16 protein-coding genes and 1 tRNA gene are annotated in these 14,348 nt (G+C 65.0%); 7 read left to right on the forward strand and 10 right to left on the reverse strand.

Features of this window, described 5'->3' with window-relative positions; all coding sequences use genetic code 11:
• Nucleotides 1-600: 600 nt before the first annotated feature.
• Together msrQ and msrP are read right to left on the reverse strand one after the other, a co-directional pair.
• Nucleotides 601-1,218 carry a protein-methionine-sulfoxide reductase heme-binding subunit MsrQ gene (gene msrQ / locus GEU84_RS12255; protein WP_152826480.1) on the reverse strand — a complete coding sequence of 206 codons (618 nt, stop codon included), beginning with the start codon at nucleotides 1,216-1,218 and terminating at the stop codon, nucleotides 601-603.
• Nucleotides 1,218-2,138 carry a protein-methionine-sulfoxide reductase catalytic subunit MsrP gene (gene msrP, locus GEU84_RS12260; RefSeq protein WP_152826931.1) on the reverse strand — a complete coding sequence of 307 codons (921 nt, stop codon included), beginning with the start codon at nucleotides 2,136-2,138 and terminating at the stop codon, nucleotides 1,218-1,220. The genes msrQ and msrP overlap by 1 nt, the downstream gene beginning before the upstream one ends.
• Before the next feature lie 343 nt (nucleotides 2,139-2,481).
• On the opposite strand from msrP, the gene GEU84_RS12265 reads away from it, so the two are divergent.
• Nucleotides 2,482-2,970, forward strand: a complete 489-nt coding sequence (locus GEU84_RS12265) for a fasciclin domain-containing protein (RefSeq protein ID WP_152826482.1) — start codon at nucleotides 2,482-2,484, stop codon at nucleotides 2,968-2,970.
• Between the two features lie 76 nt (nucleotides 2,971-3,046).
• Here GEU84_RS12265 and clpB read toward each other — a convergent pair whose 3' ends face one another.
• Nucleotides 3,047-5,659 (reverse strand): ATP-dependent chaperone ClpB, encoded by a 2,613-nt coding sequence (gene clpB, locus GEU84_RS12270; RefSeq protein ID WP_152826484.1) that lies wholly within the window; start codon nucleotides 5,657-5,659, stop codon nucleotides 3,047-3,049.
• 219 nt (nucleotides 5,660-5,878) lie between these two features.
• Between clpB and GEU84_RS12275 the strand changes: the two genes are divergently transcribed.
• Nucleotides 5,879-6,067, forward strand: a complete 189-nt coding sequence (locus GEU84_RS12275) for a hypothetical protein (protein WP_152826486.1) — start codon at nucleotides 5,879-5,881, stop codon at nucleotides 6,065-6,067.
• 31 nt (nucleotides 6,068-6,098) lie between these two features.
• The gene (locus GEU84_RS12280) at nucleotides 6,099-6,341 is read left to right on the forward strand and encodes a hypothetical protein (protein ID WP_152826488.1); all 243 of its coding nucleotides are present in this window, start codon (nucleotides 6,099-6,101) and stop codon (nucleotides 6,339-6,341) included.
• On the opposite strand, the gene GEU84_RS12285 is transcribed toward GEU84_RS12280, so the two are convergent.
• Genes GEU84_RS12285 through GEU84_RS12295 form a run of 3 tightly spaced genes read right to left on the reverse strand, consistent with a single transcriptional unit; the run spans nucleotide 6,325 to nucleotide 8,739 of the window.
• Nucleotides 6,325-7,098, reverse strand: a complete 774-nt coding sequence (locus GEU84_RS12285) for a hypothetical protein (RefSeq protein WP_152826490.1) — start codon at nucleotides 7,096-7,098, stop codon at nucleotides 6,325-6,327. The two genes, GEU84_RS12280 and GEU84_RS12285, sit on opposite strands and share 17 nt — an antisense overlap.
• Nucleotides 7,099-7,148: 50 nt before the next feature.
• Nucleotides 7,149-7,856, reverse strand: a complete 708-nt coding sequence (locus GEU84_RS12290) for a copper homeostasis protein CutC (protein WP_152826492.1) — start codon at nucleotides 7,854-7,856, stop codon at nucleotides 7,149-7,151.
• On the reverse strand, nucleotides 7,846-8,739 hold the full coding sequence (locus GEU84_RS12295) for an ROK family protein (protein ID WP_152826494.1): 894 nt from the start codon (nucleotides 8,737-8,739) through the stop codon (nucleotides 7,846-7,848). Before GEU84_RS12295 ends, GEU84_RS12290 begins: the two co-directional genes overlap by 11 nt.
• 113 nt (nucleotides 8,740-8,852) lie before the next feature.
• On the opposite strand from GEU84_RS12295, the gene pyrF reads away from it, so the two are divergent.
• A complete protein-coding gene (gene pyrF / locus GEU84_RS12300) occupies nucleotides 8,853-9,563 on the forward strand; it encodes an orotidine-5'-phosphate decarboxylase (protein WP_152826496.1) in 711 nt (236 codons plus the stop codon).
• Between the two features lie 88 nt (nucleotides 9,564-9,651).
• Here pyrF and GEU84_RS12305 read toward each other — a convergent pair whose 3' ends face one another.
• From GEU84_RS12305 to GEU84_RS12315, 3 genes are all read right to left on the reverse strand, one after another.
• Nucleotides 9,652-10,002, reverse strand: a complete 351-nt coding sequence (locus GEU84_RS12305; RefSeq protein ID WP_152826498.1) for a hypothetical protein — start codon at nucleotides 10,000-10,002, stop codon at nucleotides 9,652-9,654.
• Between the two features lie 373 nt (nucleotides 10,003-10,375).
• Complete coding sequence (locus tag GEU84_RS12310) at nucleotides 10,376-10,642, reverse strand: NfeD family protein (RefSeq protein WP_152826500.1); 267 nt, start codon at nucleotides 10,640-10,642, stop codon at nucleotides 10,376-10,378.
• A complete protein-coding gene (locus GEU84_RS12315; RefSeq protein WP_152826502.1) occupies nucleotides 10,639-11,520 on the reverse strand; it encodes an SPFH domain-containing protein in 882 nt (293 codons plus the stop codon). Before GEU84_RS12315 ends, GEU84_RS12310 begins: the two co-directional genes overlap by 4 nt.
• A gap of 149 nt (nucleotides 11,521-11,669) precedes the next feature.
• On the opposite strand from GEU84_RS12315, the gene GEU84_RS12320 reads away from it, so the two are divergent.
• Nucleotides 11,670-12,923: a DNA polymerase IV gene (locus GEU84_RS12320; RefSeq protein ID WP_152826504.1), complete on the forward strand. Its 1,254-nt coding sequence runs from the start codon at nucleotides 11,670-11,672 to the stop codon at nucleotides 12,921-12,923.
• Between the two features lie 107 nt (nucleotides 12,924-13,030).
• Here GEU84_RS12320 and GEU84_RS12325 read toward each other — a convergent pair whose 3' ends face one another.
• Nucleotides 13,031-13,891 (reverse strand): N-formylglutamate amidohydrolase, encoded by an 861-nt coding sequence (locus tag GEU84_RS12325; RefSeq protein ID WP_152826505.1) that lies wholly within the window; start codon nucleotides 13,889-13,891, stop codon nucleotides 13,031-13,033.
• 166 nt (nucleotides 13,892-14,057) lie between these two features.
• Between GEU84_RS12325 and GEU84_RS12330 the strand changes: the two genes are divergently transcribed.
• Nucleotides 14,058-14,132, forward strand: a tRNA-Val gene (locus tag GEU84_RS12330).
• Between the two features lie 67 nt (nucleotides 14,133-14,199).
• Entirely contained in the window at nucleotides 14,200-14,325 is a 126-nt protein-coding gene (ykgO, locus tag GEU84_RS12335; protein WP_002722020.1) for a type B 50S ribosomal protein L36, read from the forward strand.
• Nucleotides 14,326-14,348: the final 23 nt, after the last annotated feature.

The following is a 14,348-nucleotide window of genomic DNA, read 5'->3' on the forward strand; positions in this document are numbered from 1 at the left end:
CTTGACGTCGAACCTTCGCACATCTGCCTGCATCCCATAAGAACACAGGTCTTAACAATTCATGTGCTCAAGTTACCGAAGTAACCAGAACCCACAAACCGTGAAGCTTTCAATCCCATCATCGGCCAAAGCCTAGAGACCCGATATGCTAGCTTTCGATCGTCGAAACGACCAAACCGCCCGCATATCTCTTCAGATATCATCAATGTCAAAGAGCGCAGACACAAAACAATCAGCAGCGCCAATACCTCAGCGCAACCAACCGCCTCATCTCCAGATTTCCAAACTTCCCGACTTCCGCAGCACTTCCGCGCCGCCCCGCCGTTCCGTCCACCGTCACTTCCGCTTCGGTGAGGCGGTGTTTAGGCCCAGAGGAAAAAACCCGCAAGAGCAAAAAAACAGAATGATGACACTTTTTTCGAAATGGCCATATGTTGCGCAATATCTTGGGGTTGGCGCAACTATAGCCACAAAATGCCCCCGGGTTGGCGCAACTTTTTGTCGGGGCGAAACGTGGCGGGCCCGGGCCTGCACAAACAAAAACCCGAGGCCGCGGGTTATCCACAGACTCAGGCTTTGATCGGACGGTCAAACTGCGATTCAGGCGCTGCGCAGCCCCGCTCGGCGCAAACTCCGCGCAGCGCGCCACGCCAGAAGTGCCACAACCAGACCCAGATAGAGCAGCGGTTCGGCCGCCCAGGTCTTGACCAGCATCACATAGTGCACCGCTCCCGCTATGGCCGCGAGATAGGTCAGCTGGTGCAGCCGCTGCCAGCCCGCAGCACCCATGCGCCGGATCGACAGGTTGTTCGACGTGATGGCCAGCGGCAGCAACAGCGCGAATCCCACCATGCCCACGATGATATAGGGGCGTTTCGTCAGATCAGCCCCGATTTCGCCCCAGCGCAGTTGCAGGTCCAGCAGCAGCCATGTCAGCAGATGCAGCGCCACATAGAAGAATGCCAGCAACCCCACCGCCCTGCGGAAACGGATCAGGTTCACCCCGGTCAGCCAGCGCAGCGGGGTGATGCACAGCCCCGCCACGATCAGTTGCAGGGCCACCTCGCCCAGTTGCCGCTCTATCACCTTGACCGGATCGACACCCAGCCCGCCGGTGAACACCTGCACCACCAGCAGCCCCAATGGCACCAGCCCCAGCAGATAAACCGCCAAGGGCGGCACAGGGCGCAACGCGCCGTTGATGCGCTGCGCGTTCATCAGAAATCCTGCGCCAGATCCTGCCCGGCATAAAGGCTTGCCACCTGTTCGCCATAGCCGTTGAACATCTGCGTATCCACGCGCGGCGCAAAGAAGCCACCACCGATGCGACGCTCTGACGCCTGGCTCCAGCGCGGGTGATCGACCGTCGGGTTCACGTTCGAATAGAACCCGTATTCACGCGGTTGCAGCATGTTCCAGGTGGTCTGCGGCATCTCTTCCACGAGGCTGATCTTCACGATGCTCTTGATGCTCTTGAAGCCGTATTTCCACGGCACCACCAGCCGCATCGGCGCACCGTTCTGTTTCGGCATGGGTTCGTCATAAAGACCCGTGGCCAGGATGGTCAGCGGGTTCATCGCCTCGTCAAGCCGCAGGCCCTCACGGTAAGGCCAGTCGAGGTAGCCTGCGCCGATGCCCGGCATTTCCTCGGGGCGCACCAGCGTCTCGAAGGCCACGAATTTCGCGCCCGGCTGCACGCCCACGCGGTTCAGCAATGTGGCCAGTTCAAACCCCACCCAGGGGATCACCATCGACCAGGCCTCGACACAGCGGAAGCGGTAGATGCGTTCCTCCAGCGTCACGCCGGTCAGGATGTCGGCCAGGTCATAGCTGCCGGGCTTGTCCACAAGCCCGCCGATCTCGATTGCCCAGGGGTCCACGGTCAGCGCGTCGGCATAGCGGGCGGGGTCGGCCTTATCCAGACCGAACTCGTAAAAGTTGTTGTAGCTGGAAATCTCTTCCAGCGTGTTCGGGGTTTCGTCGGTGGAAAGGGCGCTCTTGCCCGCGCCGATACTGGCAGCGGCGGGCCCGGCCAGCGCCAGTGCCCCGGCGGCGCCGATCAGTTGGCGGCGGCTCATCCACACCGCCCGCGGCGTCACATCTGACCAGTTCAGGTCACTCCGGTAGACATTGCGCATCTTTTCCCTCATCATCCTTGCCTTGCGAAAATGCGCCATCCGCGATGAAAAACCAAGAAAACTTGTCTCACGTTTGGGATACGCTGCTGAAACATCGGGCCCGCGCCGCGGCGGGAAACAGGCAGATGCTTCGCCTTGGGCAGAGTTTCGTTACACCGGCGCCCGTCACGGGCGATCACTCTGCGTCACAGGTTTTTGACTGGATGATTCCACAACCTGCGGCTTAGCTTTCGTTCCCACCGGGTCAATCCCCGCTCACGCGAATGCGAGTGTCATCCGGCAGCAGCGCTGCTGCGTCTCCCTGATGCCAAGCCAATTTGGCGATCAAACGGGAGTGACACCAATGATCCGCAGAACCTTTCTGGCAATGACCACCGCCACGCTTCTGGCTGCCCCGGCCTTTGCCGACAGCCATGCCATGACCAAGGACATCGTTGATACCGCTGTCGAAGCGGGCAGCTTCACAACGCTGGTCGCCGCCGTGCAGGCTGCCGGTCTGGTGGAAACGCTGAAGGGCGAAGGCCCGTTCACCGTTTTCGCCCCCACGGACGAGGCCTTTGCGGCCCTGCCCGCCGGCACGGTAGACAACCTGTTGCTGCCTGAAAACAAGGATCAACTGGTGGCCGTGCTGACCTATCACGTTGTTCCGGGCGCGGTGATGTCGACCGACCTGAGCAACGGCATGAAGGCCGCCACCGTGCAGGGTGGTGAAGTGACCATCATGACCGAAGGCGGCGTGAAGGTGAATGACGCCAATGTCGTCACCGCCGACATCGCCGCGTCGAACGGCGTGATCCATGTGATCGACAAGGTTATCCTGCCGCCGATGTGATCCGGCACGGGCAACAAAAAGGCCCCCGGTGACGGGGGCCTTTCCCTTGAAACACGCCCGTTCAACCGATGCACGGTCAATGCACCACGGTCTGCGCCGGCCGTTCGCGGCGCGAGGCGCTGATCCGGTCGCCGATAATCAGCCCTTCGGCCCCGGCACTGACCACCACCACCGCCCCGTCGCGCACATCGCCCGACAGTATCATCTCGGCCAGCGGGTCTTGCAGATGGCGCTGGATCACCCGTTTCAGCGGACGCGCGCCGAACACCGGGTCATAGCCCTCATCCGCCAGCCAGCCTTTCGCCGCCTCGTCCAGTTCCAGCGTGATCTTGCGCGCGGCCAGCCGCTTTTCCAGCCGCTGCAACTGGATCGTCACGATGGCCCCCATGTCGGCCCGTCCCAGCCGGTCAAATATGATCTGGTCATCCAGCCGGTTCAGGAATTCGGGGCGGAAGTGCTGGCGCACCGCCTCCATCACCTCGGCCCGCGCCTGCGTGGGGTCGGCCCCATCTGGCAACTGGCTAAGGCTGTAGGCCCCGAGGTTGGAGGTCAGGATGATCAGCGTCTGCTTGAAATCCACCGTCCGGCCATGGCCATCGGTCAGCACGCCGTCATCCAGCACCTGCAACAGCACGTTGAACACATCGGGGTGGGCCTTTTCCACCTCGTCGAACAGCACCACCTGATAGGGGCGGCGGCGGACGGCCTCGGTCAGAACGCCACCCTCCTCATAGCCCACATAGCCGGGCGGTGCCCCGATCAGGCGGGCGACGGCGTGTTTCTCCATGAATTCGCTCATGTCGATGCGCACCATGGCCTGATCGTCGTCGAACAGATATTCGGCCACCGCCTTGGTCAGTTCCGTCTTGCCCACGCCGGTCGGCCCCAGGAACAGGAAGCTGCCCAAGGGCCGCCCCTCGTCGTTCAGCCCGGCCCGCGCGCGGCGCACGGCATTCGCCACAGCCGTCAGCGCGGCGCGCTGGCCAATCACCCGCTTGCCCAGTTCGCCTTCCATGCGCAGCAGCTTCTCGCGCTCGCCTTCCAGCATCTTGGTGGTGGGAATGCCGGTCCAGCGTTCCACCACTTCGGCGATCTGTTCCGGCCACACGGCTTCGGACACCAGAAGGTCGCCCTCGCGCGCCTCGGCGGCTTCCAGTTTCTTGCGCAGGTCGGGGATGATGCCAAAGGTCAGCTCGCCCGCACGCGCCAGATTGCCCTCGCGCTTCACCTGCTCCAGTTCCGCACCGGCGCGGTCAAGCTGTTCCTTCACCTCGCGCGAGGCTTCCAGCTTGTCGCGTTCATCCAGCCATTTCGCCGTCATCTCGGCCGATTGTTCCAGCAGACCCGACAGTTCCTTTTCCAGCTTTTCCAGCCGGTCCTTGCTGGCCGCGTCATCTTCTTTCTTCAGCGCCTCGGCCTCGATCTGCAATTGCAGGATCTGGCGATCAAGCTGGTCAAGCTCCTCGGGTTTGCTGTCCACCTCCATCCGCAGGCGGCTGGCGGCCTCGTCCACCAGGTCGATGGCCTTGTCGGGCAGGAAACGGTCGGTGATGTAGCGGTGCGAAAGCGTCGCCGCCGCCACCAGCGCCGAGTCCGAAATCCGCACGCCATGGTGCAGTTCATACTTTTCCTTGATGCCGCGCAGGATGGAAATCGTATCCTCCACCGTGGGTTCCGACACCATGACCGGCTGGAACCGGCGGGCCAAGGCCGCGTCCTTTTCCACATATTTGCGGTATTCATCCAGCGTGGTGGCACCGACGCAATGCAATTCACCCCGCGCGAGGGCGGGTTTGATCAGGTTGGCCGCGTCCATCGCGCCTTCGGATTTGCCCGCACCCACCAGCGTGTGCATCTCGTCGATGAACAGGATGATCTCGCCTGCGGCCTGCGTGACCTCGTTCAGCACGGCTTTCAGCCGTTCCTCGAATTCGCCACGGTATTTGGCACCGGCGATCAGCGCGCCCATGTCCAGCGCCATCAGCTTCTTATTCTTCAGGCTTTCGGGCACATCGCCGTTGACGATGCGCAGCGCCAGACCCTCTGCAATCGCCGTCTTGCCCACGCCGGGTTCGCCGATCAGCACCGGGTTGTTCTTGGTGCGGCGCGACAGCACCTGCATGGCGCGGCGGATTTCCTCGTCCCGGCCGATGATCGGGTCGATCTTGCCGTCACGCGCGGCATCGGTCAGGTCGCGGGCATATTTCTTCAGCGCGTCATAGCCGGATTCGGCCGAGGCCGTATCGGCGGTGCGGCCCTTCCGGATGTCATTGATCGCCGCGTTCAGTTTCTGCGCCGACACGGCACCGGCATCCAGCGCCTCCTTGGCCTTGCTGGCCACCATGGCGAGGGCCATCAGGATGCGTTCCACCGGCACAAAGGAATCGCCCGCCTTCTTGGCCACCTTTTCCGCCTCGTCCAGCACGCGCACAAGGCCCGGGTCCATGAAGGGCTGGGCATCACCGGTCACCTTCGGCAAGCGGCCAAGGGCCGCATCCACAGCCTCGACCACACGGGCAGGCTCGCCCCCCGCGCGGCGGATCAGGTTGCTGGCCAACCCCTGATCGTCATCCATCAGCGCCTTCAGCAGATGTTCGGGCGCAAGCCGCTGGTGGCTTTCCCGCATCGCGATGGTCTGGGCAGCCTGAAGGAAACCGCGCGACCGTTCCGTGAACTTTTCAATGTTCATCGGCATTCTCCTGTGCAAAAGCCCCCGGCATTCCCCCGCCCGCTGCGCGGCACGGCCCGTCCGGGTCTTGTGTCAGATCTGGGAACCTGCGGGGCGAAGTTCAAGCCCGTGCTTCAAGCAGCTGTGATGCTGCCTGCCCCTGCAAATGCGGAACTTTTTGCCCATGTCTGCATTGTGACCACAGTTGTGATCACGTTCAGGCACAAAGGAAACGCCGACATGGCCTCCACCGCCGCCAGCATCGCCGCCGTCATCCATGAGGCCGTGTTTCGCCATCTTGAGGCCGCCGTGGCCTTTGTTGCCACAGGCATGGCCCCGCCACAGCCGATTCCGCTGCGCGTTGCCGTGACGACAAGTCACCCGGCCACCTTGCGCCAGCAGATGCGCGCTGCCGGGCGCAGAACCTGACATGATCCACGTTGTTCCCATGAGGTCCGCCATGCGTATCATCTCTGCCCAGGTTGAACATGCCCGCTATGCCCGTGACTTCGGGCAGGTCGAGGCGACGGTGAGCCTGCTGATCAAGGATATGGGCCGCCCGGTTCCCTATATCGTGCGCCTGTTTACCACCGAACCGGCACGCGGCGCCGAACCCTTGCGCAAGCGGCTGGAGGACAGTGCAAAGGCGCTGTATCTGGCGCGCTTTGCCGCGCCGGAAATGCCCTTCAGTCGCGCGGCTTAGGCTTTACCAGCCGTGCCGGGCGAATATCCTCGGCTGCCTTGAACAGCGCGAAGGTCTGGTTGACGTAGTTCACCACGCCGGAAATCTTTTCCATGTAGCCGGTCAGTTCCGGCGTGCGTTCCACCTCCACCACCTGCACCGGGCGGTCGGGGCCATCGCCCTCGAACTGCACATAAAACAGCGGCTCGCCGCGTTTCAGGATGATGTCCTTGGCCGGCTCGTGCCACTCGAACGCCCACATCAGCGGGCGCGGCCAGACATTGATCGGGAAACGCCCGCCAAAGATCGTGCCGGGCAGCGGCGTGGGGCGGTAATGCGCAAAGGATGCAAGCTGCGTCAGATAGACCATTTCATCGGCGATAAAGCAGTAGGGCAGGCTCAACTGCACCGTGGGCCGGTCGGGGTAGCGCCATTCAACCTCGGATACCAGCGTCAGCACCTCGGCCAGCTTTGAGCCGCGCACCGGGCTGGCCACCCCGGCACGGTTGATCAGATGGGCCTTGCCCTTGTCGTCGCGGCCAAAGCCGATGTGGATGTCGAACGGGCATTTCACCACGAAATAGCGGCTTTCCATCTGGATCACCGCCGGGCAGCGGCTGGCCGATTTGGCATGCGCCTTGTTGGTCTGGCGGAACATCACCCGTTCCGGCGGGTCATACAGCACCGCGCCCTTGTCCTGTGTCAGAAACCAGCCCACGGTGATCGGGCCGTTCTTTGGCCCGTCGTCCTCGCGGGTATGGGTGATGTTGATCTGCATGCCGACCCCCTGTCTTTTGCTGCCACCGTCACCTGCCGCCTGTCCCGAAGTCAACCGGTCAGCGCCGATTTCAGCGCGCGCACCCGGGAGGCATCGGTCTGGCGCATCTGCGGCGCTGCAAAGCCAAGGGCAACTGCCGCAGTGTCGGCAGCGAAAGCCGCGCTACAGGACGCATGCACCTCGGCCAGCGGCAGATGGCGCAGCGCCCCGATGGTCTCTGCCGTGATTCCAGCCCCCGGCATGACCGCAATCCGCCCCGCCGCATGGGCGAAGATACCGGCCAGCGCCGCCGCCCCCTGCGGCGCAGTCAGCGCCCCGCCGGATGTCAGAATCCGCTGAAACCCCAGTTGCACCGCAAGATCAATGGCCGCGCGGAAATCCGGCCCGCACAGATCGAAGGCCCGGTGCAGCGTCAGCCCCATGCCCCGCGCCTCGGCCACCAGTTCGGCCAGAACGGTGTGGTCCAGGGCGCGGCCACGCGTGGCCCCCAGCACCACACCGGCCAGCCCCGCCGCCCGCGCCGCGCGGATGTCGGCACGCATCACCGCCACCTCGGCAGCCGAAAAGGCAAAATCCCCCGCCCGGGGCCGGATCATTGCAAACACCGGCAGGCCACAGCCCGCAGCAGCAGCCATCAACCCCGCCGAGGGCGTCAGCCCGCCCAGTTCCAGCGCGGCACATAACTCGATCCGGTCGGCCCCGCCCGCAACAGCGGCCTCCAGCCCCGCGACCGTATCGACGCACACCTCAAGCAGCAAAGGCCTGCCCCCCTGCAATCGCCGCGCCTATCAGCCCCGGCTCCACCGTGTTGCGTGCGGGCACCAGCAGCGGGGCCGTGCCACCGCGCAGCACCCGCGCCCGCACGGCCATATCCAGTGCGGCAATCAATGCAGGCACATTCGCCAGCCCGCCACCCACCGGCACGATGGTTGCCCCCACCACGTTCAGCACCATGGCCAGCGGCCCTGCCACCAGATCCAGCCACACCGCCACCGTGCGCCCTGCGTCAGCATCGCCGGCCTGCCAGCGCGCCAGCAACGCCACCGAATCCGTGGCCTGCCCCGTCAGATGTGCATGCAGCCGCTCGATCCCGCGCGCGCCGCCCACGGTATCGACGCAACCCGCCAACCCGCAGCCGCAAACGAAATGCGGCACATCCACCCCCAGTGGCCGCGCGTTCAGCACCGGCCCGTGCCCCCATTCCCCGGCAAAGCCCCCCGCCCCCGTCACGATGCGCCCGTCGATCACCAGCCCGCCACCCACACCGGTGCCCAGAATCACGCCAAAGACATTGCGGTGCCCTGCGCCCGCGCCCTGCACCGCCTCGGCCAGCGCGAAACAATCGGCGTCATTGCCAACCCAGACCCGCAGGCCCAGCCCGGCGGCCAGTTCGGCCGCCACCACCCGCCCGTTCACCGCTGGCACATTGGCGCAGGTCAGCACGCCAGTTTCCGGATCCACCACCCCGGCGATGGAAATCGCCACCCCCCGCGCGCCGGGCGGCAAGAACCCCGCCAAGGCAGCCACAAAGGCGGGAAACTCCGCAGGCGTCGGCGTATCGCCCAGTGTGGTCAAGGCACCGCCGGCGCCAACCCGCGCCGCCTTGATCCGGCTGCCGCCTATGTCACATGCTATCAGCATTCCGCCCCCGTTTTTTCCCCGATACCACGCCCCGCAGCGCCGTCAACAAACGCGGCTTGACAGCCGCCCCCGCGCGCCGCATCACCGCCCGGCCTTGCCGGGAAGGAAACATCATGGCCGCAGCCCCAACCGCCGATGACCGCCTGATCGTGGCGCTGGATGTGCCCAATATCGTGCAGGGGCTGGAACTGGCCAGCCGGTTGGGCGATGCGGTGTCATTCTACAAGATCGGTCTGGGCATGCTGACCGGCGGCGGTTTTGCCCTGGCCAACGAGCTGAAGCAGGAACATGGCAAGCGCATCTTCCTTGACCTGAAGCTGTTTGACATCGGCGCCACGATCGAGGCTGCCGTGCGCGGCATCGCCCAGTATGACCTTGATTTCCTGACGGTGCAGGGCGACCCGCAGGTGGTGCGCGCTGCGGCCATCGGCAAGGGCGGCTCGGGGATGAAGATTCTGGCGGTAACGGTGCTGACCTCGCTGGACCGGGCCGATCTGGATGCCAACATGATCCGCGCCGGTGATCTGTCCGAGGTGGCTGTCGAGCGTGCCGCGCGAGCGCTGGCCGCCGGGGCCGATGGCGTGATCACCAGCCCGCAAGAGGCGGCGGCGATCCGCGCGCTGCCCGAGGCGCGCGGCAGGCTGATCGTGACGCCCGGCGTGCGGCCCAAGGGGGCGGTGGCGGGTGATCAGAAACGCATTGCCACCCCGGCGCAGGCCATAGGTGACGGGGCCGATCATATCGTGGTGGGCCGCCCGATCTGGCAGGCCGCCGACCCGCGCAAGGCGGCGCTGGCCGTGCTGGCCGAACTGCCGCCGCTGTGAACGGCGCTGCGGGCCTGCTTGCCCGCGACACATGAAAAAGGGCAGCCCGAAGGCTGCCCGTCACTGGTAAATTCAGAAAACCCGTCCGTCAGTTTGCCGGAGCCGGGGTTTCAGGGGCGGCGGGGGCCGCTTCGGGGGCGGGGGCCGCTTCAGGCGCGTCCGGTGCTGGTGTATCCGGCGTGATGGTCGCCTCGGGTGCCGGTGCCGCGGGGGCGGGGGCCACGGGATCTGCCGGGGCTGCATTGTTCTCGATGCTTACAGCCGGGGCGTCAGCGGGCCCGACGGCATCCGGCGTGCCTGCAAAGGCCAGCCACAACACCCCCAGCAGCACCACAACGGCGCCCAGGATGAAATAGATCGTGTTGCCCGACCCGCGCGTTCCGTCCACATGAACGGTCGTGTTGGGCTGCGGATCATTCTGCGTGCGATAGTCGCTCATGGGTCGTCTCCATTTCTGGTCAGATACCGCTACAACCCGCTGCGCATCGGTCTGGTTCCTTGCCGTGCCGCCCGCGCGCGGATTGCCGCCCGGGGCAGCACCGCATCACACTTGAGCCAAGGCCTTGTTACACACACAGCCATCGGCCCCGGCCGCAGTTTGCAGCCAGCCTGACCCACGGGGACCGCTTGCTGAGGGCGAGGCTCGCGGTTCAGCGCGAATGAGCGTGCAGCCCTTGGCCCACGCGCATCTTGCAGGCGGCGGCGAAGACACATCAGGGCAGCGATGGCGTGAGGCGCCAAAGGTTCATTGCCGTTTCAGAGGCAAAGCCCCTGCGGCAAGGCTGCGCTGCCAGCATCGGGGCATTGTGCCCTCAGTCGTTGATGTCCTTGTGCCAGATCTTCACCTGACCCTCGCGCAGGCCGAACAATTGCCGCATCACGAACCAGGCCGCCAGCGACACCAGACCAAAGACCAGAAGCAGCGCCGCCACGCCGACCGACAGGCCAAAGCCCACCAGTACCCCCGTCACCACCGCGCCCACGGCAAAGCCAAGAAAGATATAGCCCGGCAGCAGCACCTCCAGCACGCCAAGGCCAAACCCCGCCACCACCCAGACCCACCAGATGTTCAACATCATGCACGCCCTTTCAGCATCTTGAACGCATCGGCAAAGGCATCCATCGCAGATGCCGGCACGATGATCGTCTGTTTGCCGGCACCCTGGCCCACCGCCGTCAGCGCCTCTACCTGTTTCAGCGCCACCTGGTATTGCGCCGCCTCGATCCCGTTTTCCTTGATCGCATCGGCGATCACGCCCGTGGCATAGGCCTCGGCATCGGCCAGCACGCGGCGGGCCTTGGCCTCCTGCTCGGCGGCATACAATTGCGCATCGGCGTTCAGCTCGACCGACCGCTTCGCGCCCTCGGCCTCTGTCACCTGCGCGCGCCGTGCCCGTTCGGCGTTCAGTTGCTGCAACATCGCCGCCCGCGTCGCCTCATCCAGATTCACATCCAGCAGTTCGGCCCGCGTCACCTCGATGCCCCAGTCATCGACCATGGCGCGCACCTGTTCGCGGATGTTGCTGGTCAGGCCATTGCGGTTGGACTGCACCTGATCCAGTTCCATCTTGCCGATCTCGCTGCGCACGATCCCCGCCACCGTGGTGGCAATCGCGGCATCCACATCGCGGATGCGGTAGACGGTCTTTTCCGGCTCGGTGATGCGGTAGAACACCGACGTCTCCACCTTGACCAGCACGTTGTCGGTGGTGATGGCATCCTGCTGCGCCGTGGGCAACTGCCGCTCCAGAATCGAGATCTTGTGCGCGATCCGGTCAAGGAAGGGCACGACAAAGTTGATCCCCGGCCCCAGCACCGACCGCAGCCGGCCAAAGCGTTCGACCACATGCTTTTCCGATTGCGGCACGATGCGCACACCCAGAAAGATGCAGATGATGATGAAGACAGCGATGGCCAAGAACACCGCGTTGCTGCCCAGAAATTCGGCCGGATCCATGGTTTCGCTCCTGCATCGCTTGCGCCCGGATCAGCGGGCTTTCGACGCAATCCTTGCGCTGAACGGCGCGCAACCGCAAGTGTCCCGCGACATGTCCCGGCACCAAGCGCGCGGTGGACAGCCCCTGCCACGGGGCGCATAATTGCCCCATGCCCGCCCTTTGCCGCGATTGCCTGACACCGTTCGATACCGGCGCGCGCTGCCCCGCCTGCCGGTCGCCGCGCGTTGCTGCGCATCCAGAGCTTGATGCCCTGTCCATCGCGCATATGGATTGCGACGCGTTCTATGCCGCGGTGGAAAAGCGCGATGACCCGGCGCTGCGCGACCGGCCGGTGATCGTGGGCGGTGGCACGCGGGGGGTGGTTTCCACCTGCTGCTACATCGCGCGAGTTTCTGGTGTGCGTTCGGCCATGCCGATGTTTCAGGCGCTGAAACTGTGCCCCGAGGCGGTGGTGGTGAAGCCGCGCTTTGCCGCCTATGTCGAGGCGTCACGCCAGATCAAGGCCTTGATGGAGGCGCTGACCCCGGCAATCGAGCCCTTGTCGTTGGACGAGGCGTTTCTTGACCTGACCGGCACCGCGCGCCTGCACGGTGCGCCGCCCGCGCTGCTGCTGGCCCGTCTGGTGCGCCAAATCGAGCATCAGGTGGGTATTTCAGCCTCCATTGGCCTCAGCCACAACAAGTTTCTGGCCAAGATCGCGTCAGACCTTGACAAGCCGCGCGGGTTTTCGGTGATCGGGCGGGCCGAAACCGAAGCGTTCCTGCGCAGCAAACCCGTGCGGATCATCTGGGGCGTGGGCACCGCCACCCAGACCGCGCTGGAACAGGCGGGCATCCGCACGATCACCGATCTGTTGCGCTGGGACAGGGCCGATCTGACCGCGCGGTTCGGATCCACTGGCGAGCGGCTGTGGCACCTTGCGCGCGGGCAGGACAACCGCCGCATCTCGCCCGACCACGCGCTGAAATCCATCTCGAAGGAAACCACCTTCAACGAGGATACGGGCGATGCCAGCCTGCTGGATGGCCATCTGTGGCGGTTGGCCGAACAGGTGGCCGACCGCGCCAAGGCCAAGGATATGGCGGGACGCACCGTGACGCTGAAGCTGAAACGCAGCAATTTCGCGCTGGTCAGCCGCCGCCACAGCCTGCCCGAGCCGACCCAGACCGCCGACCGCATCTACCGCGAGGCGCGCGCGCTGATGGATGCCTTGCGCGACCCGGGGCCGTTCCGGCTGATCGGGGTGGGGATATCCGACCTCAGCCCGGCGGGCGAGGCCGACAGGATCGGCGATCTGCTGGACCCGGGGGCGGCGAAACGGTCGGCGGCAGAACGCGCGACAGACCGGATACGCGAGAAGTTCGGCAAGGATGCGATCATCAAGGGGCGGGCGTTGCGCTGATCGCCACGGTCGGCTTCGGGGGTTTCACACTCTGTCGCTGACTGGTTCCTGAACTACCGACCACCCCCGCAGGATACTTGGGTCAGGAAAGGGACAAACCGCTGAAGCTACTCTGCCGCCAGCGGCATTGCCCGCCGCCCGATCCGGGTGATCTCGGCCACCACCCCGGTCATCAGCCGCTGGAAGGCGCGGAAATCGGCGGATGGTTCCACCCTCGCCTCATTCATATACAGCGCGCGGTCAATCTCGACCTGTACCACATGATGCCCGCGTGACGGGCGGCCATAGGCCTGCGCGATATAGGCGCCGGCGAAGGGGGCGTTGCGCACCACGCGCAGGCCCGCCGCCTGAAACGCCGCCTCGATCTGTTCCACCACGTCGCGCCCTGCCGCCGCGCCGAAACGGTCGCCCAGCACCACATCGGGGCGGGGCTGGCCGGGGCGGGCATGCGCCTCGATCGCCTCATGCGGCATCGAATGGCAATCGACCAGCACGGCCTGGCCAAAGACCATGTGGCTGTCGTGCATCAGTTCGCGCAGGGCGGCATGATAGGGGTGCCACAGCCGGGCAATCCGCGCCTCGGCCTCGATCAGGTTCAGCTTGCCGCGGTAGATCGGGCGGCCATTCGCCACCACGCGGGGGATGACGCCTAGGCCCGAGTTCACGCGCGGATTGTGCGGCGCGCGCGTGATGCCGTCGATCAGCGCGGGGTCAAGCTCATCCGACGCGCGGTTCAGGTCGATATAGGCGCGCGGCGCACGGGCGGCGATCAGTGGCGCACCGCAGGCCGGGGCAGAGGCAAACAGCTGATCGACAAAGGCATCTTCCGATGACCGGATCTCATGCGCGTCCAGCAGGCTGCGGGCCAGAAAAGCTGCCGGGTAATCGCGCCCGCTGTGCGGTGACGAAAAGATCACCGGCGTTTCGCGGCGGTGCGGGGCGAACAGGTCATAGGGCGCAGCGGTCATCGGGCCTCCATCACCCGCAGGTATAGCCGCTTTTTTTAGCGCGCCAAAACCCCTTGAACAGGCTGGCGACTCTATTTATAGACACGGCCAGCCGACGCGGTTCCACCCGCGTCCTTTTTGTTGGGGCCCGCCCCGATGATACCGGGTGGAAAGGCAAGGCCAGCGTGGGCGGTTAGCTCAGCGGTAGAGCACTACGTTGACATCGTAGTGGTCACTGGTTCGATCCCAGTACCGCCCACCATGTCACCGCCCCTTCGGGGGCTTATGTTTTTTCAAGGCGCACGCGCGCCGCGAATGGGAGAAAAGAGATGAAGGTTGCGAACTCGCTCCGCTCGCTCAAGCTGCGCCACCGCGACTGCCAGGTCGTGCGCCGCAAGGGCCGGGTCTATGTGATCAACAAGACCCAGAAGCGTTACAAGGCCCGTCAGGGCTGAGGCGTTTCGGATAGCGTTGAACG

Source organism: Fertoeibacter niger (assembly GCF_009380135.2).
Lineage (GTDB): Bacteria > Pseudomonadota > Alphaproteobacteria > Rhodobacterales > Rhodobacteraceae > Fertoeibacter > Fertoeibacter niger.

Excerpts from the sequence above, each read along its gene's own strand:
- GEU84_RS12275 (WP_152826486.1), top strand. The coding sequence starts at position 5,879 with ATGGCCTCCACCGCCGCCAGCATCGCCGCCGTCATCCATGAGGCCGTG.
- GEU84_RS12295 (WP_152826494.1), bottom strand. The coding sequence starts at position 8,739 with ATGCTGATAGCATGTGACATAGGCGGCAGCCGGATCAAGGCGGCGCGG.
- pyrF (WP_152826496.1), top strand. The coding sequence starts at position 8,853 with ATGGCCGCAGCCCCAACCGCCGATGACCGCCTGATCGTGGCGCTGGAT.
- GEU84_RS12285 (WP_152826490.1), bottom strand. The coding sequence starts at position 7,098 with ATGCAGATCAACATCACCCATACCCGCGAGGACGACGGGCCAAAGAAC.
- GEU84_RS12305 (WP_152826498.1), bottom strand. The coding sequence starts at position 10,002 with ATGAGCGACTATCGCACGCAGAATGATCCGCAGCCCAACACGACCGTT.
- ykgO (WP_002722020.1), top strand. The coding sequence starts at position 14,200 with ATGAAGGTTGCGAACTCGCTCCGCTCGCTCAAGCTGCGCCACCGCGAC.
- GEU84_RS12265 (WP_152826482.1), top strand. The coding sequence starts at position 2,482 with ATGATCCGCAGAACCTTTCTGGCAATGACCACCGCCACGCTTCTGGCT.
- GEU84_RS12320 (WP_152826504.1), top strand. The coding sequence starts at position 11,670 with ATGCCCGCCCTTTGCCGCGATTGCCTGACACCGTTCGATACCGGCGCG.
- clpB (WP_152826484.1), bottom strand. The coding sequence starts at position 5,659 with ATGAACATTGAAAAGTTCACGGAACGGTCGCGCGGTTTCCTTCAGGCT.
- msrQ (WP_152826480.1), bottom strand. The coding sequence starts at position 1,218 with ATGAACGCGCAGCGCATCAACGGCGCGTTGCGCCCTGTGCCGCCCTTG.
- GEU84_RS12315 (WP_152826502.1), bottom strand. The coding sequence starts at position 11,520 with ATGGATCCGGCCGAATTTCTGGGCAGCAACGCGGTGTTCTTGGCCATC.
- GEU84_RS12325 (WP_152826505.1), bottom strand. The coding sequence starts at position 13,891 with ATGACCGCTGCGCCCTATGACCTGTTCGCCCCGCACCGCCGCGAAACG.
- msrP (WP_152826931.1), bottom strand. The coding sequence starts at position 2,138 with ATGCGCAATGTCTACCGGAGTGACCTGAACTGGTCAGATGTGACGCCG.
- GEU84_RS12280 (WP_152826488.1), top strand. The coding sequence starts at position 6,099 with ATGCGTATCATCTCTGCCCAGGTTGAACATGCCCGCTATGCCCGTGAC.
- GEU84_RS12310 (WP_152826500.1), bottom strand. The coding sequence starts at position 10,642 with ATGATGTTGAACATCTGGTGGGTCTGGGTGGTGGCGGGGTTTGGCCTT.